The organism is Paenibacillus sp. J22R3 (assembly GCF_056269305.1).
In genome coordinates this window covers 17,526-42,183 of record NZ_JBWDNS010000003.1, presented here as the reverse complement: position 1 = coordinate 42,183, position 24,658 = coordinate 17,526, and the positions used below count along the sequence as shown (strand labels likewise).

26 protein-coding genes and 1 other RNA gene are annotated in these 24,658 nt (G+C 49.5%); 18 read left to right on the top strand and 9 right to left on the bottom strand.

Features of this window, described 5'->3' with window-relative positions:
* Positions 1 to 7: 7 nt before the first annotated feature.
* The 6 genes from AC0YN4_RS14995 to ssuE all read left to right on the top strand — a co-directional run bounded on the left by AC0YN4_RS14995 (position 8) and on the right by ssuE (position 7,350).
* Positions 8 to 856 carry a DUF92 domain-containing protein gene (locus AC0YN4_RS14995; protein ID WP_475836471.1) on the top strand — a complete coding sequence of 283 codons (849 nt, stop codon included), beginning with the start codon at positions 8 to 10 and terminating at the stop codon, positions 854 to 856.
* Positions 857 to 1,077: 221 nt separating this feature from the next.
* On the top strand, positions 1,078 to 1,800 hold the full coding sequence (locus tag AC0YN4_RS14990; RefSeq protein ID WP_475781928.1) for an ABC transporter ATP-binding protein: 723 nt from the start codon (positions 1,078 to 1,080) through the stop codon (positions 1,798 to 1,800).
* A complete protein-coding gene (locus tag AC0YN4_RS14985) occupies positions 1,778 to 2,824 on the top strand; it encodes an efflux RND transporter periplasmic adaptor subunit (RefSeq protein ID WP_475836117.1) in 1,047 nt (348 codons plus the stop codon). The genes AC0YN4_RS14990 and AC0YN4_RS14985 overlap by 23 nt, the downstream gene beginning before the upstream one ends.
* Positions 2,825 to 2,856: 32 nt before the next feature.
* A complete protein-coding gene (locus AC0YN4_RS14980; RefSeq protein WP_475781926.1) occupies positions 2,857 to 5,733 on the top strand; it encodes an ABC transporter permease in 2,877 nt (958 codons plus the stop codon).
* A 3-nt stretch (positions 5,734 to 5,736) separates the two neighbouring features.
* Positions 5,737 to 6,621 (top strand): ABC transporter ATP-binding protein, encoded by an 885-nt coding sequence (locus tag AC0YN4_RS14975; RefSeq protein WP_475781925.1) that lies wholly within the window; start codon positions 5,737 to 5,739, stop codon positions 6,619 to 6,621.
* A 168-nt stretch (positions 6,622 to 6,789) separates the two neighbouring features.
* Positions 6,790 to 7,350 carry an NADPH-dependent FMN reductase gene (gene ssuE / locus AC0YN4_RS14970; RefSeq protein ID WP_475836116.1) on the top strand — a complete coding sequence of 187 codons (561 nt, stop codon included), beginning with the start codon at positions 6,790 to 6,792 and terminating at the stop codon, positions 7,348 to 7,350.
* Between the two features lie 63 nt (positions 7,351 to 7,413).
* On the opposite strand, the gene pepF is transcribed toward ssuE, so the two are convergent.
* The 3 genes from pepF to AC0YN4_RS14955 form a co-directional block, all read right to left on the bottom strand.
* Positions 7,414 to 9,204, bottom strand: a complete 1,791-nt coding sequence (pepF, locus tag AC0YN4_RS14965) for an oligoendopeptidase F (protein ID WP_475781923.1) — start codon at positions 9,202 to 9,204, stop codon at positions 7,414 to 7,416.
* Between the two features lie 187 nt (positions 9,205 to 9,391).
* Positions 9,392 to 9,571 carry a hypothetical protein gene (locus AC0YN4_RS14960; RefSeq protein ID WP_090981722.1) on the bottom strand — a complete coding sequence of 60 codons (180 nt, stop codon included), beginning with the start codon at positions 9,569 to 9,571 and terminating at the stop codon, positions 9,392 to 9,394.
* Between the two features lie 96 nt (positions 9,572 to 9,667).
* Positions 9,668 to 9,901 carry a hypothetical protein gene (locus AC0YN4_RS14955; RefSeq protein ID WP_475781922.1) on the bottom strand — a complete coding sequence of 78 codons (234 nt, stop codon included), beginning with the start codon at positions 9,899 to 9,901 and terminating at the stop codon, positions 9,668 to 9,670.
* A 199-nt stretch (positions 9,902 to 10,100) separates the two neighbouring features.
* Between AC0YN4_RS14955 and AC0YN4_RS14950 the strand changes: the two genes are divergently transcribed.
* The 3 genes from AC0YN4_RS14950 to AC0YN4_RS14940 all read left to right on the top strand — a co-directional run bounded on the left by AC0YN4_RS14950 (position 10,101) and on the right by AC0YN4_RS14940 (position 12,260).
* Positions 10,101 to 11,039: a methylenetetrahydrofolate reductase gene (locus AC0YN4_RS14950; protein ID WP_475781921.1), complete on the top strand. Its 939-nt coding sequence runs from the start codon at positions 10,101 to 10,103 to the stop codon at positions 11,037 to 11,039.
* 127 nt (positions 11,040 to 11,166) lie between these two features.
* Entirely contained in the window at positions 11,167 to 11,364 is a 198-nt protein-coding gene (locus AC0YN4_RS14945) for a cold shock domain-containing protein (RefSeq protein WP_090981718.1), read from the top strand.
* A gap of 170 nt (positions 11,365 to 11,534) precedes the next feature.
* Entirely contained in the window at positions 11,535 to 12,260 is a 726-nt protein-coding gene (locus AC0YN4_RS14940; protein WP_090981716.1) for a YebC/PmpR family DNA-binding transcriptional regulator, read from the top strand.
* Positions 12,261 to 12,318: 58 nt separating this feature from the next.
* On the opposite strand, the gene AC0YN4_RS14935 is transcribed toward AC0YN4_RS14940, so the two are convergent.
* Positions 12,319 to 13,464, bottom strand: a complete 1,146-nt coding sequence (locus AC0YN4_RS14935) for an MFS transporter (protein WP_475781920.1) — start codon at positions 13,462 to 13,464, stop codon at positions 12,319 to 12,321.
* Positions 13,465 to 13,471: 7 nt separating this feature from the next.
* Positions 13,472 to 14,800, bottom strand: coding sequence for a multi antimicrobial extrusion protein MatE (locus AC0YN4_RS14930; RefSeq protein ID WP_475836115.1), 1,329 nt, complete (start codon positions 14,798 to 14,800; stop codon positions 13,472 to 13,474).
* A gap of 113 nt (positions 14,801 to 14,913) precedes the next feature.
* Here AC0YN4_RS14930 and AC0YN4_RS14925 point away from each other — a divergent pair, with 113 nt between their 5' ends.
* The 5 genes from AC0YN4_RS14925 (at position 14,914) to AC0YN4_RS14905 (ending at position 18,265) form a co-directional block, all read left to right on the top strand.
* Complete coding sequence (locus AC0YN4_RS14925) at positions 14,914 to 15,228, top strand: hypothetical protein (RefSeq protein ID WP_475781918.1); 315 nt, start codon at positions 14,914 to 14,916, stop codon at positions 15,226 to 15,228.
* A 32-nt stretch (positions 15,229 to 15,260) separates the two neighbouring features.
* Positions 15,261 to 16,343 (top strand): tetraprenyl-beta-curcumene synthase family protein, encoded by a 1,083-nt coding sequence (locus tag AC0YN4_RS14920; RefSeq protein WP_475781917.1) that lies wholly within the window; start codon positions 15,261 to 15,263, stop codon positions 16,341 to 16,343.
* 51 nt (positions 16,344 to 16,394) lie between these two features.
* Positions 16,395 to 17,363 carry a 6-phosphofructokinase gene (gene pfkA, locus AC0YN4_RS14915; RefSeq protein WP_475781916.1) on the top strand — a complete coding sequence of 323 codons (969 nt, stop codon included), beginning with the start codon at positions 16,395 to 16,397 and terminating at the stop codon, positions 17,361 to 17,363.
* A 96-nt stretch (positions 17,364 to 17,459) separates the two neighbouring features.
* Positions 17,460 to 17,663 (top strand): DUF3906 family protein, encoded by a 204-nt coding sequence (locus tag AC0YN4_RS14910; protein ID WP_091220668.1) that lies wholly within the window; start codon positions 17,460 to 17,462, stop codon positions 17,661 to 17,663.
* A gap of 71 nt (positions 17,664 to 17,734) precedes the next feature.
* Entirely contained in the window at positions 17,735 to 18,265 is a 531-nt protein-coding gene (locus AC0YN4_RS14905) for an NADPH-dependent FMN reductase (protein WP_475781915.1), read from the top strand.
* Between the two features lie 82 nt (positions 18,266 to 18,347).
* On the opposite strand, the gene AC0YN4_RS14900 is transcribed toward AC0YN4_RS14905, so the two are convergent.
* From AC0YN4_RS14900 to AC0YN4_RS14890, 3 genes are all read right to left on the bottom strand, one after another.
* On the bottom strand, positions 18,348 to 19,592 hold the full coding sequence (locus AC0YN4_RS14900) for a putative glycoside hydrolase (protein WP_475781914.1): 1,245 nt from the start codon (positions 19,590 to 19,592) through the stop codon (positions 18,348 to 18,350).
* Positions 19,593 to 19,805: 213 nt separating this feature from the next.
* Complete coding sequence (locus AC0YN4_RS14895; RefSeq protein ID WP_090981698.1) at positions 19,806 to 20,000, bottom strand: hypothetical protein; 195 nt, start codon at positions 19,998 to 20,000, stop codon at positions 19,806 to 19,808.
* Positions 20,001 to 20,145: 145 nt separating this feature from the next.
* Positions 20,146 to 20,970, bottom strand: coding sequence for a YitT family protein (locus AC0YN4_RS14890; RefSeq protein ID WP_475836114.1), 825 nt, complete (start codon positions 20,968 to 20,970; stop codon positions 20,146 to 20,148).
* Positions 20,971 to 21,154: 184 nt separating this feature from the next.
* Between AC0YN4_RS14890 and cshA the strand changes: the two genes are divergently transcribed.
* Complete coding sequence (gene cshA / locus AC0YN4_RS14885; RefSeq protein WP_475836113.1) at positions 21,155 to 22,774, top strand: degradosome RNA helicase CshA; 1,620 nt, start codon at positions 21,155 to 21,157, stop codon at positions 22,772 to 22,774.
* Positions 22,775 to 22,851: 77 nt separating this feature from the next.
* Here cshA and AC0YN4_RS14880 read toward each other — a convergent pair whose 3' ends face one another.
* The gene (locus AC0YN4_RS14880) at positions 22,852 to 22,944 is read right to left on the bottom strand and encodes a YjcZ family sporulation protein (RefSeq protein WP_090981693.1); all 93 of its coding nucleotides are present in this window, start codon (positions 22,942 to 22,944) and stop codon (positions 22,852 to 22,854) included.
* A 179-nt stretch (positions 22,945 to 23,123) separates the two neighbouring features.
* Between AC0YN4_RS14880 and AC0YN4_RS14875 the strand changes: the two genes are divergently transcribed.
* The 3 genes from AC0YN4_RS14875 to AC0YN4_RS14865 all read left to right on the top strand — a co-directional run bounded on the left by AC0YN4_RS14875 (position 23,124) and on the right by AC0YN4_RS14865 (position 24,640).
* Positions 23,124 to 23,918: a YesL family protein gene (locus AC0YN4_RS14875; protein WP_475781911.1), complete on the top strand. Its 795-nt coding sequence runs from the start codon at positions 23,124 to 23,126 to the stop codon at positions 23,916 to 23,918.
* Between the two features lie 48 nt (positions 23,919 to 23,966).
* A non-coding RNA gene (ssrS, locus tag AC0YN4_RS14870) (6S RNA) lies at positions 23,967 to 24,148 on the top strand.
* 96 nt (positions 24,149 to 24,244) lie between these two features.
* Entirely contained in the window at positions 24,245 to 24,640 is a 396-nt protein-coding gene (locus AC0YN4_RS14865) for a DUF1499 domain-containing protein (protein WP_475781910.1), read from the top strand.
* Positions 24,641 to 24,658: the final 18 nt, after the last annotated feature.

Here is a 24,658-nt window from a genome sequence, read left to right as displayed (position 1 = left end):
AGAAACGATGACCGATATTTGGAGTTCCGATATAGCGCGGCTGGCAGCGGGGATAGTAGGAAGCACCGTTATCGCGCTGGCAGCCTATCGGCTCCGCTCCTTATCGGGGAGCGGGGCTGTTTCGGCTGCCGTTATGGGGACGGGCTATGTGGCATTAGGCGGACCGCTGTGGTTCGGTGCGCTGTTGGCGTTCTTCTTATCCTCTTCGCTGTGGTCCAAATGGAAGCGAAGACATTCCGCTAAGCAGGCCGCCGAGGCGAAATATGCCAAGAGCGGCCGCCGTGATGCCGCTCAGGTGTGGGCCAATGGCGGTCTGGGGCTGCTGCTGTGCGCGGGGCATGCCATCTGGCCTGCGGCAGCATGGGTGTACGCATTCGTCGGCGTCATGGCCGCCGTGAACGCGGATACGTGGGCCACGGAGATCGGCGCGCTCAGCCGCCGCGCTCCGCGTGCCCTGCTTAGCGGGCGGCGCGTTGCGCCCGGCACGAGCGGCGGGGTCACGCCGCTTGGCAGCTTCGCCGCGCTGGCCGGCGCCGCTTTCATCGGCGCAGCCGCGGCGCTGCTGCACGCCGCGCCGCCGGCGCCCGCGGGCGTCACGCCGGGCGCGCTGCTCGCAGCCGCGGCTTGCGCCGGCACGGCCGGCGCTTTCGCCGATTCGCTGCTCGGCGCGACCGTGCAAGTGATGTACCGCTGCCGGATATGCGGCAGCGAAACAGAGCGCGCCGAGCACTGCGGCAGCAGCGACGCCGTGCAGCGGATCCGCGGCTTCGCCCGGATGACCAACGACGCGGTGAATTTCGCGTCCTCGGCGCTGGCCGGCTTGCTGGCGCTAATCATAGGCTGCGCCTTTTTCTAGAAACTCACTGCTGCGCGCTCACTGAATTAAGACTATCCCAATGGATGTCCAACGAGTTATAATCAACCTAATGTTCACGTTTTTGGATGCAATTGTGTATAATTCGAGTGGTTTCTCGGGTTGACAGCCTAGGTATCGCCTAGTATCCTAACTCTAATAGAAAATTTTTACAGATTGAAATGTAAACGAATTCATAGATTCGGGAAGGAGAATGGCCGCACGTGAAGATTCATACGGCGGAATCGCCGATTGCCAGCAATCTTCCGCTGCTCCAAGCGGATAATGTGAAACGCGTATTCGGCCGCGGTGACAATTCTGTAACCGCTGTCAAGAATATTAACCTGAGGATTAAGAAAGGCTCGATGATCGCGCTTAAAGGTCGTTCCGGCTCCGGCAAGACGACGCTGCTGAATTTACTGGCAGCGCTGGATCAGCCGACGGAAGGCGACGTTTACTTTAACGGCCAAATTATTTCCAGATTGCCCGAGAAGCAGCGCAGCACATGGCGCAGAACGAACCTTGGCCTTGTTTTCCAAGCCTTCGGCCTTATTCCTCTAATGTCCGCATACGAGAACGTGGAGTTTGGGCTGCGCATCGCAGGCAGCGATTCGAAGCTGCATAAGGAGCGCGCCGAACAAGCGCTGGAGTGGGTTGGCATGAAATCCCGCATGAAGCATCGCCCGCCCGAGCTCTCGGGGGGAGAACAGCAGCGTGTAGCGATTGCCAGAGCAATTGCGCATAGACCGGTCCTACTGCTGGCGGATGAGCCTACAGCCGAGCTGGACAGCCGGATGGGGCTGCAGGTCATTAAAGTATTCCGTGACCTTGTGGAGAACCTGGGAATGACCGTTGTCATGACGACACACGATCCCGGGATTATGGAAATCGTCGATCATGTTATTGCATTGGAGGATGGAGAGATTGTCTCAGAACCTAACGCGTAAACATCGCCGCAGATTGTTCGTCAAGGAGGCCGCCGCCGTAATGGTCGTGGCTTCGCTGCTATCCGGCTGCTCGCTTCTGCCGCAGAAGCAAGTTGTCCTGCAGCCGCCGCTTGTGCAGCCAGCTGCGGAGAAGGTAGATGCCATCGAAGTGAAGAAGGCGACAATTGAGCGGAGCTTCTCCGGTGCGGCTGTAGTCGCATCGAGCAAGAATGTGCCCCTCTTCTATAAGGAAAGCGGAAGATTGAAGGAGCTTCACGTGAAGCTTGGCGATGAAGTGAAGGCCGGACAACTGGTGGCCGAGCTGGATATGGGGGATTTGGACCTTCGCGTGAAGCTGCAGAAGCTAAGTTTGGAACGTGCTCAGATCGAGTATTTCCGTGTGAAGCAGAGCGGTGTTACCGGTAATGATCTGCGCATGAAGGAGATCGATTTGGAGCGGGAACAGCTGATGCTTGATTCGATGAATGATCAGTTTGAGTCCGCGAAATTAACGACACCAATCAGCGGGATCGTCGCTTATTTGGATACGAAGTCGCCTGGTGATGGATTGAACGGATATACGCCGCTTGTGTCTGTTGCAGACCCGACGCAGCTTTACTTGATTTACACGGCTGAGGATCCGAAGCAAATTGCCGGCGTGCAACGCGACATGGCCGTCCAGATTAAAGCGGGCGATAAGAAATTAGAAGGTAAAGTGCTGCAATCCCCTTCGGATGCGCCGATTACGTTAAACAAGGAAATCGACGATCGCAATACGAGGCTGCTCTATATTGCCATCAACAAACCGGACAAGACATTCGAGCTCGGCAAAACAGTCGACATTCATATCGTGCTTGAGAAGCGTGATGATGTCGTAGTCATACCGCGGAGCGGCCTGCGCACTTATTTGGGACGCACCTACGTACAAGCGCTGGATGGCGATCGCCGCAAAGAAATCGACGTTCAGCCGGGGATTATGACATCAACTGAAGTCGAAATCGTCAAGGGATTAGATCCGGGCATGAAAGTGATCCTGAATAACTAATTTCAGCTCATGAGAAGAGAAGAGGTGAACCGATGGCAATCTGGACGATGATTTTTCGTAAAATGGCGAAGAATCGTTGGCTGCAGCTTAATTTATGGTTTGGGCTTACGATCTGCGTAGCACTGTTCAGCTCCATGCCGCTATACTCGCATGCGATTTTGCAGCGCACGTTATTTAAAGAGCTTCAACAGCTTCAGAAGGATCAGAACGTCTACCCGGGCTCCTTAAGAGCCTCTACTTCGGTTTCCGGAACGAGAAATTTTGACGAAATCAGAAGTTTGATCGGCAAAGCGGATCGGTATATGTACAATGCGCCGCAGCGCCTTGGCTTGGAGTCGCAATCGTATATCATGTCGAGGGCAACACAGTCTTTCAAAATACTGCCTGTCGATGCCTCCGAACGTGAGAAGAAAGAAATGAGCGTGACGGGAAGCCTTCGTACCGTCTCGGATATTGAGAAGCGGGTGCATCTCATTGACGGACGGATGCCTGATGCGAATCGCAGCGACGGTGTTTACGAAGCGCTGGTTACGCAGAAGTTCATCATTGATCTTAAGCGTGATCTTGATCATGAGTTCGTTTATACGAATAAGGATACAGGTCAGCAGCTGCACATTATTCCGGTAGGAATCGTGGAGTCGAAACAGGACAATGCGTATGATCAGTTCAATGTGGAATCGTATAATACGTCCTTCTATATTCCGTTCAAGCAGTTCAACCGTGATTTCATTGAGAACCAAGGATTGTTGAAAATTTCTGTGCTTTCCTGGCAGTATTCGCTTAATTATGAACAGATGAATATCGACCGTATCGATACGTATCTGGGTCAATATACAGCCATGAACAATTATTTCAACATGCGCCTTGGCATTTCGTCAGTGGACATGCCGGCTAAGAATTCGATTGCTACCTATACGGTAAAGAAAGACAAGCTCGACATCATGCTCTGGTCCTTATATTCACCGGTCATGTTCATGCTTGCGTTCTACTTGTACATGGCAGCTAATCTGATCATTGATAGACAGAAGACGGAGATATCCGTATTGCGCAGCCGCGGTGCAAGCCGTCTGCAAATTATGCTCGTCTTTCTGGTCGAAAGCCTCTTGCTTGGTATACTGGCGCTTGCGGTTGGCCCATTCATAGGCGTCTATTTCACCAAAATTTTAGGGGCTTCAAGCGGATTCTTGGAGTTCGTGCAGCGCTCCTCGCTGGATGTTGTACTGAACAGCACCTCTTATAAAATTGCCGGTGCTGCCGTTATAGGCTCCATTCTTCTCATTCTGGTTCCGGCATTCTTGGCAACGCGCATTTCAATTGTCGGACACAAACAGCAGATGGCTCGCTCCAACAAAATGTCTTTCTGGCACAAAACAGGCATAGACATTGTTTTGCTGGGGATTGCGATCTACATGCTGTACGGCTTTAACAAACGGATGGCCGATTTGAAGGCACTCGCACTGGACCCGAACGCGATCCAAGTCGAGCCGTTGCTGTTCTTTATGCCTGCAATCTTCAGCTTGGGAACAGGTCTATTCATTCTTCGGATCTATCCGTGGCTGATTAAGTTGGTTTTCTGGATCGGTCGAAGATGGTGGACACCTGCACTATATTCCACCCTGCTGCAGATCAGCCGATCATCATCGCAGTATTTAACAATCAAAGTGTTCCTAATCATGACCGTGGCAATGGGGCTCTTCAGCGCCAATGCGGCACGTACGATCAATGGGAATATGGAAGATAAAATTCAATACACGACAGGCTCGGATATTCAATTGTCCGTTCACTGGGATAACGACAAGCCGCCTCCGGCGCCGGCAGGTATGCCCGCTATGGTTAATGCGGATGATGCATCAGCGGTTCAAGCTCCGAAGGTTGTCACGTATACAGAGCCTTCGTTCATTACGATGACAGAGCTTGCCGGCGTGGATACAGCAGCGCGCGTGTTCCGGAAGGACGATGCCAATTTCTCAGCTAATGGGCAGAATGGCGGGACATCCCTTTACGGAATCGATACGTATGAATTCGGTAAAGTAGCATGGATGCGCGGGGGACTGCTGGAGTATCCGATCAACAGCTACTTGAACCTGATTGCCAGTAACCCAAAGGCGGTGCTCATCTCCAGATCCATCGCCGACAAATTCAAGGTGAAGCCGGGCGACCCGGTCTCGGCTAAGTGGGCAGGGCTCGACAGTGCGAATTTCATCGTGTACGGGATTATCGATTATTGGCCGGGATGGAATCCGCTGCCCCAGTCAGGTAATCAGGACGATCCGAATGTGCGACTGCCGAATTTAATTGTCGGTCATCTATCGTATATTCAGAATCATCTCGCACTTGAACCCTATGAGGTATGGATTAAGCTGAAGGAAGGCGCTACGAGCTCGATTATTTACGCAGACTTAGAGAAGAAAGAAATACCGGTTGAGAAGCTGGTGGATGCTAATCAGCTGCTGATCCGCTCGAAGAACGATCCGTTCCGACTGGCGATAAACGGCGTGATGACGCTTGGCTTCGTCATTTCGATGATGATCAGCTTCTTCGGTTTTCTATTGTTCTGGGTGCTTACGTTATCGGGCAGGACGCTGCAATTCGGTATTTTACGAGCGATGGGGATTTCGTTTATGCAGATAATCGGCATGCTGCTAAGTGAACAGCTGTTAACTTCAGCAGCCGCAATCCTGTTTGGAGTACTGATCGGAAATGCGGTGAGCAGTCAGTTCGTTCCGCTGTTCCAGCTGTCCTTCAACGCTTCGGATCAAGTGCCGCCATTCGAAATTGTCCGTCAGCTAAGCGATTATGTTCAGTTATACAGCGTCGTAGGCATTATGCTGACAATTGGACTAGCCGTGCTCGGCATTCGGGTTTCGCGTATGAAAATTACGCAAGCGCTGAAGCTTGGGGAGGAATAAAACATGATTCATTGCGACGGGCTTGTCAAAATTTATAAGACGGATGACTTGGAGGTCGTTGCTCTGCAAGGGCTTGACCTTCATGTTGAAGCCGGTGAGCTGATGGCGATTATCGGCAACAGCGGCAGCGGCAAATCTACGCTGCTGAACATGCTGGGAGGGCTTGATCGCCCTTCCGCCGGTAAACTGCTAGTTGACGGTAAGGATTTGCTTAAATTTACGGAACGCGATCTGGTCAAATACAAACGGGAGACGGTAGGGTTCGTATGGCAGAGCAACGCGCGCAACCTGATTCCGTATTTGACTGCGCTGGAGAACGTGGAGCTGCCGATTCTGCTGAAAGGCCGAGGTAAACGGCTGCGCGCGCTGGAATTGCTGGAGGCGGTTGGTCTAAGCCACCGCATAAAGAACCGGCTGAGCGAGCTCTCCGGTGGAGAGCAACAGCGGGTTGCCATTGCCATTGCGCTTGCGAACGAACCGAAGCTGCTGCTTGCCGATGAACCGACTGGCTCGCTCGACACACGCATGTCCAATCAAATTCTGGACCTGTTCCGGGAACTGAACAGCAGAATGGGCATAACGATTGTTATCGTTACGCATGACCCCATGCTCGCCCGTAAAGTTGACCGGGTTGTAGCGATCCGCGACGGTAAAACATCTTCTGAGATCATCAGACGACAATCGTATGCGGAGGAACTTGCGGCGCTTGCGAACGGCAGCATTTTCGAAGCTGAAGAAAGCCATGTGGAGTATGCCGTTATCGACAAAGCTGGGCGGCTGCAAATCCCGGCTTCGTATCTGCAAGCGGATGAATTCAAAGAGAAGAATAAAGTGCGGGTAGAGATGGAAGAAGGCCGCATCATTCTGTATCCGCCTGAAGCGAAATAAAGAGTTGAGATCCGGGAAGACGGGCCTGTAACATCAAGGGCAAGTCTCCCGGATTATTTTTATACTATTCATAGTTTACATATCGGAATTGTGTTAGTATACTAATCCCATAAGATGGATTGCCAGTGCAAGCTTAATTTAGCATATAAATCGGGAGTGTGAAGAGCAATGCCGAAAGTAGTCATTATTTCAGGAAGTCCGAATCCGATTTCTCGTTTGAACGGGTTGACCGATTACGCGGAAGCCAAGCTTCAAGGGCTCGGCTGGGAAGTGAGCTCACTTCATGTAGCCTCGCTCCCGGCAGAAGATCTCATATTAGCTCGCTGGGACAGCCAAGCGATTAAAGATGCCAATAAGCAGATCACGGATGCAGATGCTGTCATTGTAGCAAGTCCGGTGTACAAAGCTTCCTTTACCGGTGTGCTTAAGACCTATCTGGATTTGCTGCCGCAGACCGGCCTGGAAGGGAAGGTTGTGCTGCCGCTGTTCATTGGCGGAACGATTGCACATTTGCTAACGATTGATTATGCGCTTAAACCGGTGCTTTCGGCGTTATATACGCGACATGTCTCTGCAGGCGTTTATGCCGTAGATTCACAAATTAAGAAAACGGAAGCCGGCGGACTGCAGCTGGATGAAGAGCTCATTCAGCGCTTGGATGGCGCTGTGGCTTCGTTCGCCGAAGCGACCGAATTGTTTGCTTCGCTGCGGACGCCGTCCCAGCCGTAATAACCGCGCAACGAGAAAGAGCAGCCGGCTCGGCTGCTCTTTCTCGTTCTCGGCTCAGGCAGCTTAAGAAGTCAGCTGCTCCATTTGCTCGATCAATTGTTCGAACACGCTCATCGCTTGCTCGATCGGTTCCGGGGTCGACATATCGACGCCGGCTTTCTTCAAGATATTGATGGAGTAGTCGCTGCCGCCGCTCTTCAAGAAGCCAAGGTAACGCTCAACTGCAGGGGCGCCTTCCTCCAGAATCTGCTTGGAGAAGCTGGTAGCTGCGGAGAAGCCCGTCGCGTATTTGTACACGTAGAAGCTGGTGTAGAAATGCGGGATACGTCCCCATTCCATCTCAATGTCTTTATCGATGACCATACCGTCGCCATAGTACAGCTTGTTCAGGTCGTAATAGATTTTACTGAACTCCTGCGGCGTCAAGGAATCGCCTTCCTCAGCGCGTTCGTGAATGATTTTCTCGAATTCAGCGAACATCGTTTGGCGGAAGACCGTTGTGCGGAACTGGTCAGCATAGTAGGTCAGCAGGTACATTTTTTCTTTCGGATCGGTCGACTTCTTCAGCATGTAATCCATGAGCAGTGCCTCATTGAGCGTCGAGGCCACTTCGGCCAAGAAGATCGTATATTGCGCGTCACGGTAATCCTGATTGTTGTCGGAATAGTAGGAATGAAGCGCGTGGCCCATCTCGTGCGTCAACGTGAACATGCTGTTTAGGTTATCCTTGTGGTTGAGCAGCACGTAAGGATGGGTGCCGAAAGCGCCCCAGCTATATGCGCCGCTGCGTTTGCCTTCATTCTCGTAGACATCGATCCAGCCTTTATCGAAACCATCCTGCAGCACCGCCAAATAATCGCTGCCGAGTGGCTTCAAGCTTTCGCTGACGGTTTTCTTCGCATCCTCGAAGGTGATGTCCATTTTGAACTCATCTACCAGAGGAGCGAACAGGTCATACATATGGAGCTCATCAACCTTTAGCAGCTTCTTGCGCAGCTCCATGTAGCGATGCATGAGCGGAAGATACTTGTGAATGGTGCCGATGAGATTCGTATACACTTCCTTCGGAATGTTGTCTCCGTAGAGCGACATTTCGAGCGTAGAAGGATACTTGCGAGCGCGTGAATAGAACAGGTTCTTCGTTACATTGGCGCTAAGCGTGGAAGCGAGTGTGTTCTTCAGCTTGCCGTACGTATCGTACATCGCCTTAAAAGCACCTTCGCGCACTTCACGGTTCTTGCTCTCAAGAAACTGTATGTAACGGCCATGGGACAATTCAACTTCTTCGCCGTTCTCGTCCTTCACTTTCGGGAATTTCAAGTCGGCGTTGTTCAGCATGCTGAAGATCGTGCCCGGAGCTTGGCTGATGTTACCGACCTGCGCGAGCAGCGCTTCTTCGGATTTGGAGAGCACATGCGCCTTCTGACGGCTCATCTCTTCTAACGTGTGGCGGTACTTCGCGAGATCTGGGTTATTGATCATGCTTTGGAGCGCTTCATCCGAGAGACTAAGCACTTCAGGCGTAATAAAAGAGAGCGCTTCGCCGGTTTCGACACTCAGCTTCTTCGACTTGTCGGAGAGAGCTTGGAAGCCCGGCTCTGCCGTATCCTCGTGATGCTTCATGTTCGCGTACACGTAGAGTCGTTCTACTTTGAGCGATAGCTCGTCCTCAAGCTCGAAGCAAGCTTTGAGCTGCGCCGGGTCCGCTAATTTACCTTGATAAGCTTCTACTTTCTTCATCTGCTCTTTCGCTTGTGCATATTCCTTGTCCCATGCGGATTGATCCGCGAAAATGTCCTCCAGCTGCCAGCGGTGCTCAGCTGCGGTTTCGGAGCGTTTTGGTACTTGGTTCATGGGAACCCTCCTCGCATGATGGTTGGTAGTTGTGGCGGAATCAGCAGAATGGGGTGCTTCACGCTGCAGGACGTTAGCTTGACTGGAGTGCAGCAGTGAGAGCGATAATAGAATCGGCAGCCATTTCACGCTAGAAGTCACGCTCCCTGAAAGGTTGTGACTCTAGTTTGACCCGGCAGGCGGTTCCTTATGTCCCCATCGTTGTCAAACTGTACACGATCAGGAAAAAGGCAAAAGCAATAAATACGATCGCTGCAATGGCAAGCCCTCTGCGCAAGCTGGGCGGAATATTATTCCGCTGCATGATGATGACGATTCCGAGTGAAAAAGCGGCAATGATGAATATAATCGTAGATGTCTTATCCACCTAAATGTAGCTCCCCTCCGCACAACCTATGCAGGTTGATACATGGTTATGTTCGATACACAGGATGAATTTTCCTCCTGCATGTAAGCTTCGAATTTAGACCGATCTGAAGGCTTCCATAATGGCGCTCAGCTCTTCTTCGCGGCCGGAGAAATCGGATGGACGGAAGCGGTTCTCTGCCCAGTGCAGCATTTCCGGGCGGCTCACGAACGTATGGCATTCTTCGCCCCATTGATCGTTGATTTCGCGCACAATGAGTGTCTTGCCTTGTACTTCAACGTTCAGCATATTGTATTTATCTGTTTTATAAATTTGAACCTTCTTAAACATAAGGACCATCCCTCTCTGTAAATAGCTTGATGCTTCATACAATGATAGCCATAAAATAGGGTAGAAATCAAATATTTCATGGTCTCATGCTGTCAGCTGAAGCGGCTTTAAGGGGAGAAAAGGATAAATGGATTTGGTTCGCGAATTACTATGAGGTCGATAGAACAGCTTGCGAATTATAGTCGAAGGAAGTGGAGAAGTGGATAGCTTGCTCAGAGAGAGAATTGTCAGAAAAGAACCGGGCATCATTACATATGGCATGACACCGCCTAAGGAGTCGCATACGCCGGATAAAATCGCTGAAATCGCTCAGAAGCAAGTTGAGCGCCTGGATGGTTTACAAATAGATGGCTTAATCTTGTACGACGTACAGGAGGAGAGCGATCGCATCGATCAAGATCGGCCGTTTCCTTTTCTGCGGACAGTCGATCCCACGAGATACAGCAATGAGTACCTGAATGAGTTATCGGTTCCCAAAATCATTTATCGCTGCGTAGGCAACTATTCCTCGAATCAGTTCTCGGAATGGCTGCAGGCAGAGACGGATCAAGACCGATTCTCCGTATATGTGGGAGCCTCTTCAAGCAAGCAGGCAACGAGCATGCGTCTTCCGGAGGCTTATGATTTGAGTAAACGCATGGACCCGAACCTGAGCTTCGGTGGTGTCGTGATACCCGAAAGACATACGATGAAGAACGATGAGCATCTTCGTGTGGTCCAGAAAATGAACAGCGGCTGCCAATTCTTTATCTCTCAGGCAACCTACAATATTGAAGCGACGAAGAATTTCCTGTCGGATTATTATTATTACTGCAGAGATCAGGAAATCGACATGGTCCCGATCTTGATCAATCTTGCGCCTTGCGGTTCGCCGAAGACGCTGGAATTTATGAAATGGCTTGGCATTAGCATCCCGAAATGGCTGGAAAATGATTTGAAGCATTCCAAAGACATTCTGGATAAATCCGTCATGCTGTCTCATCGCATGTTTGAAGAGATTTTCGATTTCGGATTGGAGAAGGGGATTCCGCTCGGGTGCAGCGTAGAGAGCGTATCGACAAGAAAAGTTGAAATTGATGCTTCAGTAGCCCTTCTGAATGAAATCAGAGCGACCATTGCGAAGAAACTGGTCAAGTAGCCCAAGATTCCATTACCACAACTCGTCCTTTTTGTCAATATTTAATTGCACAATATTGGGCATCGAGTGTATAATAAAGCAAGTCGCCCGGTTTCACGGTCGCGCTCATTTTTAGGAGGTTGTTCATTTGAAAGGAACAGTTAAATGGTTTAACGCAGAAAAAGGCTATGGCTTCATTCAAGTTGAGAATGGCGAGGACGTGTTCGTTCATTATTCCGCAATTCAAGGTGAAGGCTTCAAGTCCCTGGATGAGGGTCAGTCCGTAGAGTTCGATATTACACAAGGCAATCGCGGGCCGCAGGCGGCAAACGTTACCAAACTGTAAGCTATGCAGCTTCCGCCGGGAAGCTTCTCATACGTAAACGCTTTAGATGAACCCGACATGATGATGTCGGGTTTTTTTATTTGTTTGCGGCCTTTGACCTCAACATGGACAAGATGATAAACTGATGAATGGAAATTATTTTACCTCTGCTAAGGAGCGAATTAGAGCTTATGAAATTCAAATTGTTTAAAGACCGTAAAGGGAAGGCCGATCAGGCTAAAAATAATAAATTCGTTAAGCTGGCAAGAGAGCTATACGTTCATGCGCGCAAAGGCGGACCGAACCCGGAGTCGAACTTTGCGCTCAAGAATACGATCGCGGCAGCTCGCGCCGAGCAAATGCCGACGGACAGCATTGAACGTGCCATCAAGAAGGCTGCAGGCGCCAACGATAGTGTGGAATATGAAGAAATCATGTACGAAGGATACGGCCCAGGCGGCACGGCAATCATGGTCCGCTGTTTGACGGACAACCGGAACCGTACGGCTGCCGATGTTCGTTCGATCTTCAATAAACGCGGCGGTAATATGGGCGAGAGCGGCTGTGTTGCCTATATGTTCGATCAGAAGGGACTGCTCGTCATTGACCGCGAAGAGCTGGACACCGATGAGGATACGATGATGATGCAGGCGCTGGAAGGCGGAGCAGAGGATGTTATCGTCAATGAGGAAAGCTTTGAAGTGATTACGCATCCGCACGAGTTCGAGGCCGTAAAGACGGAACTTGAGAAGCTTGGACATAAGTTTGAATCGGCAAGTGTTCAGTGGCTGCCGCAAAACACGGTCGCAGCAGAAGGCGAGAATGCAGAGAAGCTGCAGAAGATGATGGATGCCTTCGAGGATAACGAGGATGTTCAAGACGTTTACGTCAACTTCGAGCTGTCGGACGAAGAATAGATATGAAGCAAAGCCCCATCGCAGATGAAACTGCGATGGGGCTTGTTTGTTGTGTCGGTTAAGCATCGCGATTGATGAAATGTTTCGCAAGGAAAGCGATGGATGCGACCAGTGCCAGCGTCATCGCCAGTTGGAAGAAGGCTGTTCTGCCGAACTGCTCGAAGATCGCGCCGCCGGCAGTTCCGCTGATTGCACCGGCAAAACCACTCCAGACAATCGCATAAACGGCTTGTCCGGAGGAGCGGAACTCATCGGGAATGATGGAAGATAGGTACCGCAGCGCCGTAACCATGTAGATCCCGAATGTGATGCTGTGCATCGCCTGAATCGGGATGATCCAGAGCGGATCTGTAATTTCGCTGATGAGCCAGAAGCGCAGCGCATACATCAGGCTGGCGATGGCCAGTAGAGGAAGCTCTTTGAATTTATGCCCGTACTTGCCGAGCAGGAAGAGGACAGGAATTTCGCTTATGGCGGACACCATCCAAGCAATGCCGACGAGCGAATTGTCTGCTCCCATTTCCCTCAATGTCACAGCCAGGAAGCCTTCATACATTCGGTGCGCTACGGAAACGACCAGCACGATGGCGAAGTAGCTTAGGATGCTTGGCTTACGAATGAGCTTCAGGAACCCGCCAAATTCGATTTTTCGCTTCGTTCCCTGATAATCCTTAAGAGCAAAGGAAAGCAGCAGGGCGAGACTGATTGAGCCCACAGCAAGCGGAATCGTAATCTGCGTGCCAGTCACCTTAAGCAGCTGACCGACCAGAAAAGCCGACAATGCAAAGCCAAGCGAACCGAACACTCGAATGAGCGCATAAGGCTTCGATGTAAATTGACTGGATAACAGAATCAGGCTGTCGCTCAGCGGATTGACAGGCGTCTGAAAGAAATAGAAAGCCAGCATAATGAAGCAGACCATAACGAACGCATCTGTCGTGAAGAGCAGTGAAACCATGACCAGCTGTCCGAACATGAGAAGGGTCATTATTTTCTTGATCGTACGATAGCGATCACTTGCAGTTCCGAAGATGATGTTCGCGAATATCGATATGATCGGCCCGGTTGAATAGATAATGCCAATTTGACCGGCTGTATAGCCACGGTCCATGAAGTACAACGGAAAATAAGAAACGACAAGTGCTTGTGTGGTATAGATAACGTACATAAAGAATCGAAGCATGAACACTTCTCTGGAACCCAAGATGATTTCACTCCATATCTGTTGCTTTCCTGGACATCGTTTTGTCCGCTTGTCCGACTCGCCTGATCGCAACAGCGATGAACAGACATTCTGCTGCTACTCCAATCGATTGTGCCCATGCACCGATTGCACCATTCCAGCCCGGCGTGAGCATAATACATAGAATAGAGGTTAACACCGTGAACAATAGATTCACGGATTGCGAGCCTAATATGATGCGTGTCTGTCCGCGCACCATGATGAGTCCGTTGCCGACATCCAGCCACGGCAATGCCAGAGCGAGCAGGACGAAAGGCTGCATGGCACGAAGCGTTTCCGATTTCAGCTTTCCTTCTATGCCCATGATATGGCCGACTATGAAGTCGCCTGCCGGTGTGAATGCGAGAAGAGCGACAAGCAGCGTTGGAATGAAGCCAAGCAGCAATGTGAATTTTCGGACGGCTTTAGGATCGATTTTATAGAAATTAAGTACAATTTGATGGAAATAAGTAAAGAAGCTTAAGGTGAGCTGTACCAGACTTGCTGCAAGCGCAAAGGATGCAATGGACAGCGCAGCGTCGCTCGTTTTGCCGAGCATTATATTGATGGATGGCCCGATCCATACCGCAATTAATGTGGATAGCAGCAGTGGACGATAGAAGGAGAATACTTGCCTGAAGTTCTGTACGGCATGCTGTTCTACTTTCTCGGGCATTTGCTTCACCAGCGAAGAACCTTCCAAATAACTAACCAATGCTTCAATCATCATGCCGGCTAGGAAAATGACAGCGCCAACCGTACCGCTTGTGACCCCTTTATTCATATAATAGAGGGAAATGCCGTACATCCCGACAAGACGCAGCGCCATGCCGATCGTCAACCATTTGGTGCGTAAATTATAAATGATGACGCCGTGATATAAACAGCGGATGCCTGAGAAAATACTGACGAACATGAGAATTTGATAGACATCCAGGATATGCGGTACGAGCTCATCATCTGCTCCGAATAATCCTCCGAATATCCAAGTGCCGAGCGGCGAATAGCAGATGATCATGCCGAGAACCAGTATAGCAGCAAACACGAGCTGGCCAACCCGCAGCATCGCGCGGAAGGATTGCTTGTCGCGTACCAGTGCCGAGCATGTCTGGCGCAGCAAGACGGCCGGCCGTTCCGTAATGATAAGCAGACTCATCGCGATGGCATAACTTGCGATGACGACTTTCTGATTGGCAGCATGTGCCAGTGTACTATTGATAATGACGTGTGAAATAGTTACGAGAGAAGCTGAAAGTCCGAGCGGCAAAAAAAAACGCCATAGCTGTCTCATCGACACAGAGCCTGGCTGTTTCCCCATAGTTCGTTCTCCTTGCAAGCGATATGTACCTCAGTATAGCATATGGCGAACAAGTTTTCGCGCTGGATTTGTACTCTATGAAATGGTACATTATTTGATGGAGGTTTTGAGACGTGAACCAATTTTTTAGTTGGAATGACCGGCTTGGAATCCCGCTTCCGGCCCTCCATCAGGAGTGGGACAAGTACAGTGAAAAGGATCGTACGTTCATTGTGACAGAATGGGAGATCATTCGCGGGACGATACCTGAGCGCGTTATCGCATTTGAAGCGGTAATTAACGTAAAGCAAATTCAACTGTTTGAGGAAGAGAACTTTGAGCGTTCATGTACCATTAACTCCGATATTGCCGAGCTGGCAAGCCGGATTAATGATTTACATATCTGGTACCGCATGAATCAAGAAATTGAAAATAAGCGCCATTCCTAACAAGCGGAGTGGAAGAAGGAGGGCGCATATCGATGCAACTATCAACTTTGGCCCGCCAAATGCCGCAAACGCCAATTCGATTAATGTACCGGGTTTACAAATATGTATTGCCGGAAGTTAGAGCCGAACTCGCAAGATTGCGTGTTATTGCCGAGCAAATTCCCGACGACGAACTGAGAACACAAGCGATCGCCAGTATGACGAGCAAGCAGTTTCATTGCGAAGGAGGAGGCATTTACGCCGCCGCCAACCTGCAGCGCAGGGATATACTAGTACCGCTCATCGTTGCTTTGCAGACGATAAGTGATTATTTGGACAACCTGTGTGACCGAAGCACATCGCTGGATGCGGATGATTTTCGACTGCTCCATCAATCGATGCTGGATGCCGTAGACCCGAACGCGCCGCTGCGTGATTATTATGCACTGCGGACAGAGCGTGACGACGGGGGTTATTTGCATGAGCTGGTTCGTACATGTCAAGCCTGTATAAGGAAACTGCCTTCCTATTCGGCTGTGCAGTCTTATGTAACAGAACTTGTCCGACTATATGGTGACCTGCAAGTTCACAAACATATCGTCAAAGAGAGACGCGAGCCGGCTTTGCTTGCATGGTGGGAGCAGCATCGTCACCTTGCGCCGAATTTTAAGTGGAACGAGTTTGGTGCGGCGACAGGCTCAACACTGGGCATGTTTATGCTGTTTCTTGCCGCTTCTGATGAAGGCTGCGGCAGTGAAGAAGCGCTGCAAGTTCGTAACGGCTATTTCCCCCATGTTTGCGGTCTTCATATTATGCTAGATTATTTGATCGACCAAGAAGAGGATCGGATAGGCGGAGACTTGAATTTCTGCAATTACTATTCCAATCAAAGCGAACTAGTGACACGAATCGGAGACATCGTTGAAGGTGCGCGCCGAGATGTGAGCGGGCTGCCTGCTCCGAAGTTTCACCGCATGGTAATCGAAGGCTTGCTCGCCTTATACCTGTCCGATCCCAAAGTTCGGGGTCAGAAGGATGTGCAGCTCGTTTCGAAGCGGCTCATGAAGAAGAGCCCGCTCACGCGATTGTTCTTCTGGGGCAACAGCGTTGTTATTCGATTGCGTCAATTCAAATAATGCTATGAACATGGAAAGCACAGATAAAGATGAAAGAGGAGTGGATTTGCAATGTCAGCAGTAAAATCAATTGCCGTTCTTACAAGTGGTGGAGATTCGCAAGGGATGAACGCAGCGGTACGCGCTGTCGTTCGTAGTGCTTTATATCATGGACTTGAAGTTTATGGTGTGCAACGCGGCTATCAAGGCCTGCTTAATAATGATCTTCGTCAAATGGATCTTCGCAGCGTAGGAGATATCATTCAGCGCGGGGGTACTATTCTCCAAACAGCCCGCTGTAAAGAGTTTCTGACACCGGAAGGTCAACAGAAAGGTGCAGAAGTACTGCGCGAGCGCGGAATTGACGGGCTAGTCGTCATTGGCGGAGACGGTTCCTACCAAGGTGCCAACAAGCTATGCAAGCTGGGCATCAAAACAATGGGATTGCCGGGCACGATCGACAACGATATTCCGTTTACCGACTACACCATTGGATTTGATACTTCGGTCAGCATCGTTGTTGATGCAATCAACAAGCTTCGCGATACGATGACTTCGCACGAGCGTTCTTCGATCGTAGAGGTTATGGGCCGTCATTGCGGCGACATTGCTCTGTATGCCGGTTTGGCAAGCGGTGCGGAAACCATTATCGTACCGGAAGTGCCGTTTGATCTGGATCAAGTTGCAAACCGCATGAAAGAAAACTTCAGTTCAGGCAAACGTCACAGTATCATCGTTGTTGCTGAAGGCGCGGCAAGCGGTGAAGAAATCGGTAAAGGCATCACGGAGCGTTGTGGAATGGAGCCTCGTGTTACCGTTCTTGGTCACATTCAGCGTGGCGGAACGCCAACGCACAATGACCGGATTCTTGCCAGCCAGCTGGGCGACTTCGCTGTTCGCAAGCTGATGGAAGGCGACTCAGGCAAAGGCTGCGGTATCATCCGCGGTGAGCTGGTCGTGACCGATATTGATAAAGTAGTAAACACGAAGAAACCATTCAACATGGATCTCTACAACCTGGCTCTTCGTTTATCTCAATAAATGAACTTAAAGCCTTATATGCGCGTCTGACGGGGAGAAGAATGGACCCGAATGACTGCCGTATAAGGCTTTTCTATTAATTAGGAGGCTATTAGGATGTTCTTGTACAAAATTGAAATCGAAATGGAAGATACCTCAGCGCATCTGATTCTTCTGGCGGAGACGGATGAGAAAGCATTCTCGTTCGTAGAGAGCCATGTTGCGCGTCATTATATCAAAATGCCTGTCCTGAAATCGGTTGCCATCGTGGAGAAGAAACGGACCGAGGTCGGTTCGGGTTACCTTATTCCTCAATCGTAAATTCCTTTATTGACCAAAAATACAAAACATACTATTATGTATGTAAAGTAGAAATTGGAAGGGGAATATTTATGCGCATTACGATTATCGCGGGAAGCAATCGTCCGGAATCGACCAGTACCAAATTGTCCCGATATATCGGGAAGTTTATGGAATCGGAAGGCCATGAGGTTACCGTATACGACCTGTATAAGCAGCCGTTGCCGTTCTACGGCACGCACGAGGATACGAATCCTAACCTCGCAGCATTGCGTGAATCGGTGTTCCACAGCGACGCTGTTGTACTCAGCACGCCTGAATATCATGGAAGCATCTCCGGCGTGCTGAAGAATGCGCTTGATTTCCTTGGCGGTGATCATTTTGACAGCAAAGCCGTTCTCTCTATTTGTTCTGCAGGCGGCGCAGTCGGGGTAAGCTCGCTTACTCAATTGCAGGCCATGGTTCGTAACATGCATGGAATCAACTGTCCGGAGTGGATATCCATCGGCGGCCCGGCACGTCAATTCGAAGCAGACGGGACCCCGTCATCCGTAGATGTAGTAACTCGCGTTCATCGCACCGTACCGTATTTCTTACAGCTGGCTGCGAAGCTGCGTAAGTAAGTTTAGTCAACTTTAAATGCAAAACGCTCTGCAGCCAGGCCCGGTATTGTCCGTGCGAGGCTTGCAGAGCGTTTTTTTTAATTTAGAATTTGGCGTCCGCCGTATAACGGTTGTTCGCGTTCCATAATAAATATTCATGAATGCCGGTATCCTGCAATGCTTTAATTTGTGCGTCCACTTCGGCTTTTCCGTACTTAATATAATGCCCTTTGCCAAGCCAGCTTGCGGTGAAGTCTTGAATCCATGGTCGAATTATCGGTTTGTAAGAGCCGATCGGATCTAACTTCTTATGTGTGTCTACCATGGCACCTTTGATGGTTGCATAAGGATCTTTGTCCGGATCCTTCACTTTGAACCAGCCTGTGCTGTAATGGCTTGGATAAATCATCGGTGCGATAACATCCACATATTTCGAGATTTTCACAAAATCTTGTCCGATACCTTCAGCAGCCGGTACGGAAGCGGCATATCCGAATATATCAACCGAGACTCTCACGCCGAGCGGCTCAAGCTGGGATTTCGCATATTTCACGAAAGCAGCGACTGTATCTACTCGTGTATCCTTGTTTTTATAGAACTTCAGGGAATCGGCTTTCTTCTCGAAACCTTCCGGGAAGCGGACATAGTCGAACTGGATTTCTTTGAAGCCGAGCTTCACAGCTTCCTTTGCAATCGCAACGTTATAATCCCAAACTTCCTTCATATAAGGGTTTACGAAGCTGTCACCTTTGCCATTCTCCCAAAGTGACCCGTCCTTTCGTACGTAGGAATACTCAGGATGGCTTCTGGCGAGCACCGTATCTTTAAAAACTACGATACGTCCGATTGGGTACACATCATGTTTCTTCAGACGTTCCATCGTTTGACTGATATTGCTGATAAACTTCTTTGGTTTGCCGAGCTTGAGCAGCTCCGGGTTGGTGGTGGGATAGGTGATGTAGCCGTTATCATCCTTCAAATCAATGACCATGCTGTTCAACGGGGTATCATCTAGCAGCTTCAGCAGCGATTCCATGCGAGCGCCTCCGGCACTGTGTGCCGTTACATAAATGCCCTTTACCTCAGGAGCATCCGGCTGCGGATCGTGCTTAACGAACTCGGATCCTGCGCTTGACCCCGAGCCTGCATCACCGGGTGTTGTTGCACCTGTACCCGAATTCGTTCCAGGCTGTGTCGAACCTCCGGAACCATTCGGCTGCTGCGAATTAGGAGCAGTTAGCATTGTAGCGAGCAGTTGGTGGGTAGATGCGGATTGCGCGCCTGCTTGCGCATCAGATCCGGTTAAGACATGAAACAACAATAACAATGTAGAAACAATAACATCCATTTCAATTCTCTCCCCATCTGCCAAGTCAGTAAAATTATAATTCAGTTTCGAATGAAGGCACAGAGGTATTTTGTAGGAATTTGCTAGAAATTGAAGAGGAGGGGGACTTGAATACGTTATTGAGCAAAAAAAGGACGAGAACCGATTTCTCGTTTTGTTATTGAGCAAAAAAAGGACGAGAACCGATTTCTCGTTTCTCGTCCGGGTCGTTCTCTATTGCAAAAGCACTTCTCTTTGATACTCACAAATGCTTTGCTGCACAATCTCCATCGCGTCCTCAGGTTCCAGCAATGCCAGTCCATCCCGCAGCACGATATTCAAATTCAATTCCCGCTCCGTGAGGAAAGGCACTAATTCCGGTGCTAGCTTTTCCACAATCTGTAATAGTCTGACCGTTTCCATATCCATGAAGCATCACCCTTTCATCGTAATGGAGGGTAAAACGTATGGCACGAAACAAATTCAACGGGATAGCTATATTATAACAGCAGCGAATTCAAAAACCTAGTGTTGAACAAAGAATTTCCATATTAGCCGATGCCCGATTTGCAAATTAGAGGGAAGGCTTCCGGAATTCACCCATTACGCCGACTGTTTCTACAACGTTGACGAATGCACGCGGGTCTGTATCTTGGATAATTTTGCGCAGCTGGTTCAATTCGAAGCGAGTTGTCACCGTCATCAACATGTCATTCTCCGCATTCGTGTAGGCGCCGCGTGTTTTGATGACCGTTACGCCCCGAATCAGCGGAATCATGGCTGTACGCATTTCTTCGGTTTTCGTTGTGACGATAAAGACGGTAATCTTCACATGTTTAATGTGTATGAGGTCAATGATTTTGCCGGTTGTAAAGATCGACAGCAAGGAGAACAGCGCAATATCCCAATCATTCGTAAGCATTCCGAGTGCGGCGATAACCGTCCCATTCAGGACGAAGATCAGCATGCCGATCGACAAGTCCCTTTTGCGAGTTATGATGGCCGCTATGATATCGAAGCCGCCGGAGGAGGAGCCTTCACGAAGGGCAAGTCCACTTCCGAAACCGACCACAACCCCGCCGAATACTGCGCCAAGCGTCAAATCCTCAACCATGGGGTGAACGGGAACAAGCTGCATGAAGAGCGTCGTTGCGGCAACTGAGAACGCACTCCAGCCAACAAATCGCAAGCCGAGAACACGCCATCCCCAGATTAAAATAGGCACATTTAGAATAAAATAAAGCCAGCCAATGTTTAGGCCGGTCGCATACCCAGCAATCATCGTAATGCCGGATACGCCGCCGCTGATCATTTTGTGCGGAATCAGAAGCTGGTTAAAGCCAAAAGCGATCAGTAAAGCGCTAATCAAAGTCGTTGCTGCAGTTCGTGAAGATCTCAAAACGATTCACCTCGGTGGAGTATAATTAACAGGTAGCAGTTTATCAAAAAAAGTTGGAAGTTGTCTAATGTAATAAATGATGCTAGTATATGTATTTAGTGCTTGCTGGTATTCAGAAATACAGTTGTGCTATAATAAACTGTATATTTTCTGTAGGATGCAGATAGAAGGAGATTGAAACAGTTTGAAAACATTTGCTGAATTCGGCTTGGAACCTAAGGTTCTTCAAGCTATTACTGAGCTTGGATTTGAGGAATCTACCCCAATCCAATCGAAAGCCATTCCAATTGCGCTTGCCGGCACCGACTTAATCGGGCAAGCTCAGACAGGAACGGGCAAAACGGCCGCCTTCGGGATCCCGCTTGTCAACAAGATTCCGGTTACTGAAGAGCGTATCGTCGCATTAATCATGACCCCGACCCGTGAGCTTGCGATTCAAGTTTCGGAAGAAATCGGAAAGCTTACACGTTACAAAGGTTTGCGTTCATTGCCGATTTACGGCGGTCAAGAGATCGGTCGTCAAATCCGCGCTTTGAAGAAACGTCCGCAAATCATCATCGGTACACCTGGTCGTTTGCTCGATCATATTAACCGTAAAACAATCAAACTTGATGACGTCCAAACCGTTATCTTGGATGAAGCGGATGAAATGCTGGATATGGGCTTTATGGAAGATATCACTTCCATACTTTCCTTGGTTCCGACTAATCGCCACACGATGCTGTTCTCGGCTACAATGCCTCCGAACATTCGTAAACTGGCAGATCAATTCCTACAATCGCCTGAGCATGTGTCGGTAATCCCAACACAAGTCAGCGCACCAACGATTGAACAAGCTTATATCGAAGTTCACGAGCGTCAGAAATTTGACGCGCTGAGCCGCTTGCTTGATATGGAATCACCAGACCTTGCAATCATCTTTGGACGTACAAAGCGCCGTGTAGATGAGCTGAGCGAAGCCCTTCAGAAGCGTGGTTATTCTGCAGACGGCTTGCATGGCGACTTGTCTCAGAATCAACGTGACAACGTTATGCGTAAATTCCGTGACGGCAGCATCGATGTGCTTGTAGCAACAGACGTTGCAGCACGTGGTCTTGACGTTTCCGGCGTAACGCATGTTATCAACTTCGACTTGCCGCAAGATCCGGAGAGCTATGTACACCGTATCGGCCGTACCGGCCGTGCTGGTAAAGAAGGTACAGCGTGGTCGTTCGTAACGCCGCGTGAGCTGGATCACATGCATTTCATCGAGAAAGTGACTCGCCACAAAATCGCGAAGAAGCCATTGCCAAGCATCGCTGAAGCAATCGAAGGCAAACAACGCGTAACGGCTGAGCGCATTCTTGAAGCTCTTGACGGTGAGGCAGTTAATGAATTCAAAGCCATTGCCATTCAATTGCTTGAGCAATACGACTCCGTTAACTTGCTGGCAGCAGCAATTAAATTGATCACTGGCGAGAAGAAAGATATTAATATCGAACTTACACCAGAAGATCCGATTCGCGCTAAGAAACGCAGACCGGATGTTCGTACAAGCGGACGTCGTTTCTCCGGCGGACCATTTGGCGGCGGCAATCGTTCCGGCAGCGGTCCTCGCGGACGCGGCGAAGGCAGCGGCAACCGTGGCGGTTATGGCGGCGGCAGCAGCAGCGGTGGCGGCTACGGCGGCAATCGCAGCAGCAGCAGCAGCTCAAGCAGCACTAGCAGCAGCAGCGGCTACAATCGTGATCGCGATCGTGACAACAAAGGCCGTGGAGACGGCCGCGGCGAAGCTCGCCGTTCCCGTCCATCCTCTGACGAATAAGTAAGGATAACACCGGGGCTTCTGTTTAGCCGAGCAATCGGATAAATAGAGCCCCTTTTTTATCTTGTTATCTACTGTCAGAAGAAGCCTTTCGAGATAATGATAAGAAGAATGAACAGAACAAGAATCAACGCAGCACTAGTATGAGAACCATGACCCATATTACCCATTAGCGACGTCCTCCTCAGCTTTTGTCTTGGGTACGATAACACTATATGGTATGCATCTGGGTGAATGTCGTTTAGACGCCTGCCCACATTCCCGAAAATGGGCGTTGGCTTCTTGGGCTGTCTATATTATAGTTAACGTAGTATAAAATGAAATCGCTTGCTAGGAGGACTTGGCTACAATGGAAATGAGAGGCATGATGGGCGGGTTTTATAAAATCTCGGAATGGATTATGCGCTTATCGGTAACAAACGTGCTATGGATCATTTGTTCCTTGCCGTTTATTATTTTACTGCTCCCTGTGTTATTTGCTCAGAACAGCGATCAAATGATGAGTTACTTCATCGTCTCCGGCATCGTTGCTCCGTTCACTTTGTTTCCGGCTACCGCAGCTATGTTTGCGGTTGCGCGTAAATGGGTAATGGGTGAGGTAGATGCGCCGCTCCTTCGCACGTACTTTAGAAACTATAAAGACAGCTATGTGCAAAGCATGATAGGCGGAATCTTGTATATGGTTCTGTTTACGATTCTCATTGTGGACTTCCGTGTATACTTGGTGAAATTGGAATCGTTCCAGCTGGTTTCTTATCTATTCGTTGCCCTTGTAGCTTTGCTGGCTGTATCGCTGTTCAATTTCTTCTCCATGGTTGTTCACTATCACATGAAGACAATGCAGCTGCTTAAGAACGCATTGCTGCTTACAATCGGACGACCATTCCGGTCGCTCTCGACAGTCATCATGTGCGGCTTCGTTATTTATATTAGCTTTAGCTCACCGAAACTGATGTTTCTCGTTCCGTTCTTTACGGGAAGTGTAGTGGCCATTATCGCCTTCTGGAACTTCTACGCGATTTATACGAAGCTTCAGCTGCAAGCGGAGAAAGCAGCGGAAGCAGCAGCGGAGGAAGAGCGCAAACGTCTTGAAGATGAAGCGTTCCTGCCGCATACAGAAGAAGGTCACAACACCATTAAATAGCGGTTCGTGTCACGTTTACTTTTACCCCTGTTACGTCTATAATAACAATACATCCTGCGATGTGCGTTACGGCTTATCACTTGTTTTGAACCAATGGCTGTATTACGGGAGACTCAATTGAAACGCAGCTGACAGGCCCTCGAAAAGGGATCTCAAAAACGTTTCTGCGGCCACCCACCTGCGAGAGCGGGTTCAGAAACAAGCAAGTCGGACGGCATGGCGGGTTACTTACTTCAAGCGAAAAGGGGGCAACCCCTTTTTTTTATGTTAGAAACTATGTTATGATATCTCTTAGCGTACATAGAAGTTGGAGGGGGAGATTACCTTTGTCTTTGAAGCGGTCCCTTATCGGGTTGCTGCGCAGTCATGAATTGACAGGCGATAAAGCGAAAGATCCGTTACTTAAATCCCATTATTACAAGTTGTCACGGGAGAGAGCTTGGGAAGAGGTTGTCTCTACACTAAAGAAGATGCAAGGCTACAAGGTGCTTCATGAAGTGCAGTCCGTAGGTGAGATCGTACTCGAGAAACGTACGGTAACCGGCCGTACAATGGATATTACCGTATCCGTTATCAATGTGAATCCTGTTACAGCAGCGGTGGACATTTATTCCGCGTCGCGCGGTTCGTTCGGTGATCTTGGATCCAATTACCGTATCATTATTGATCTTTATCGGACTCTCGATAAGAAGCTGGCTCAATATAAAACATCCGGCATATAATAACGAGAAAAAGCGAGG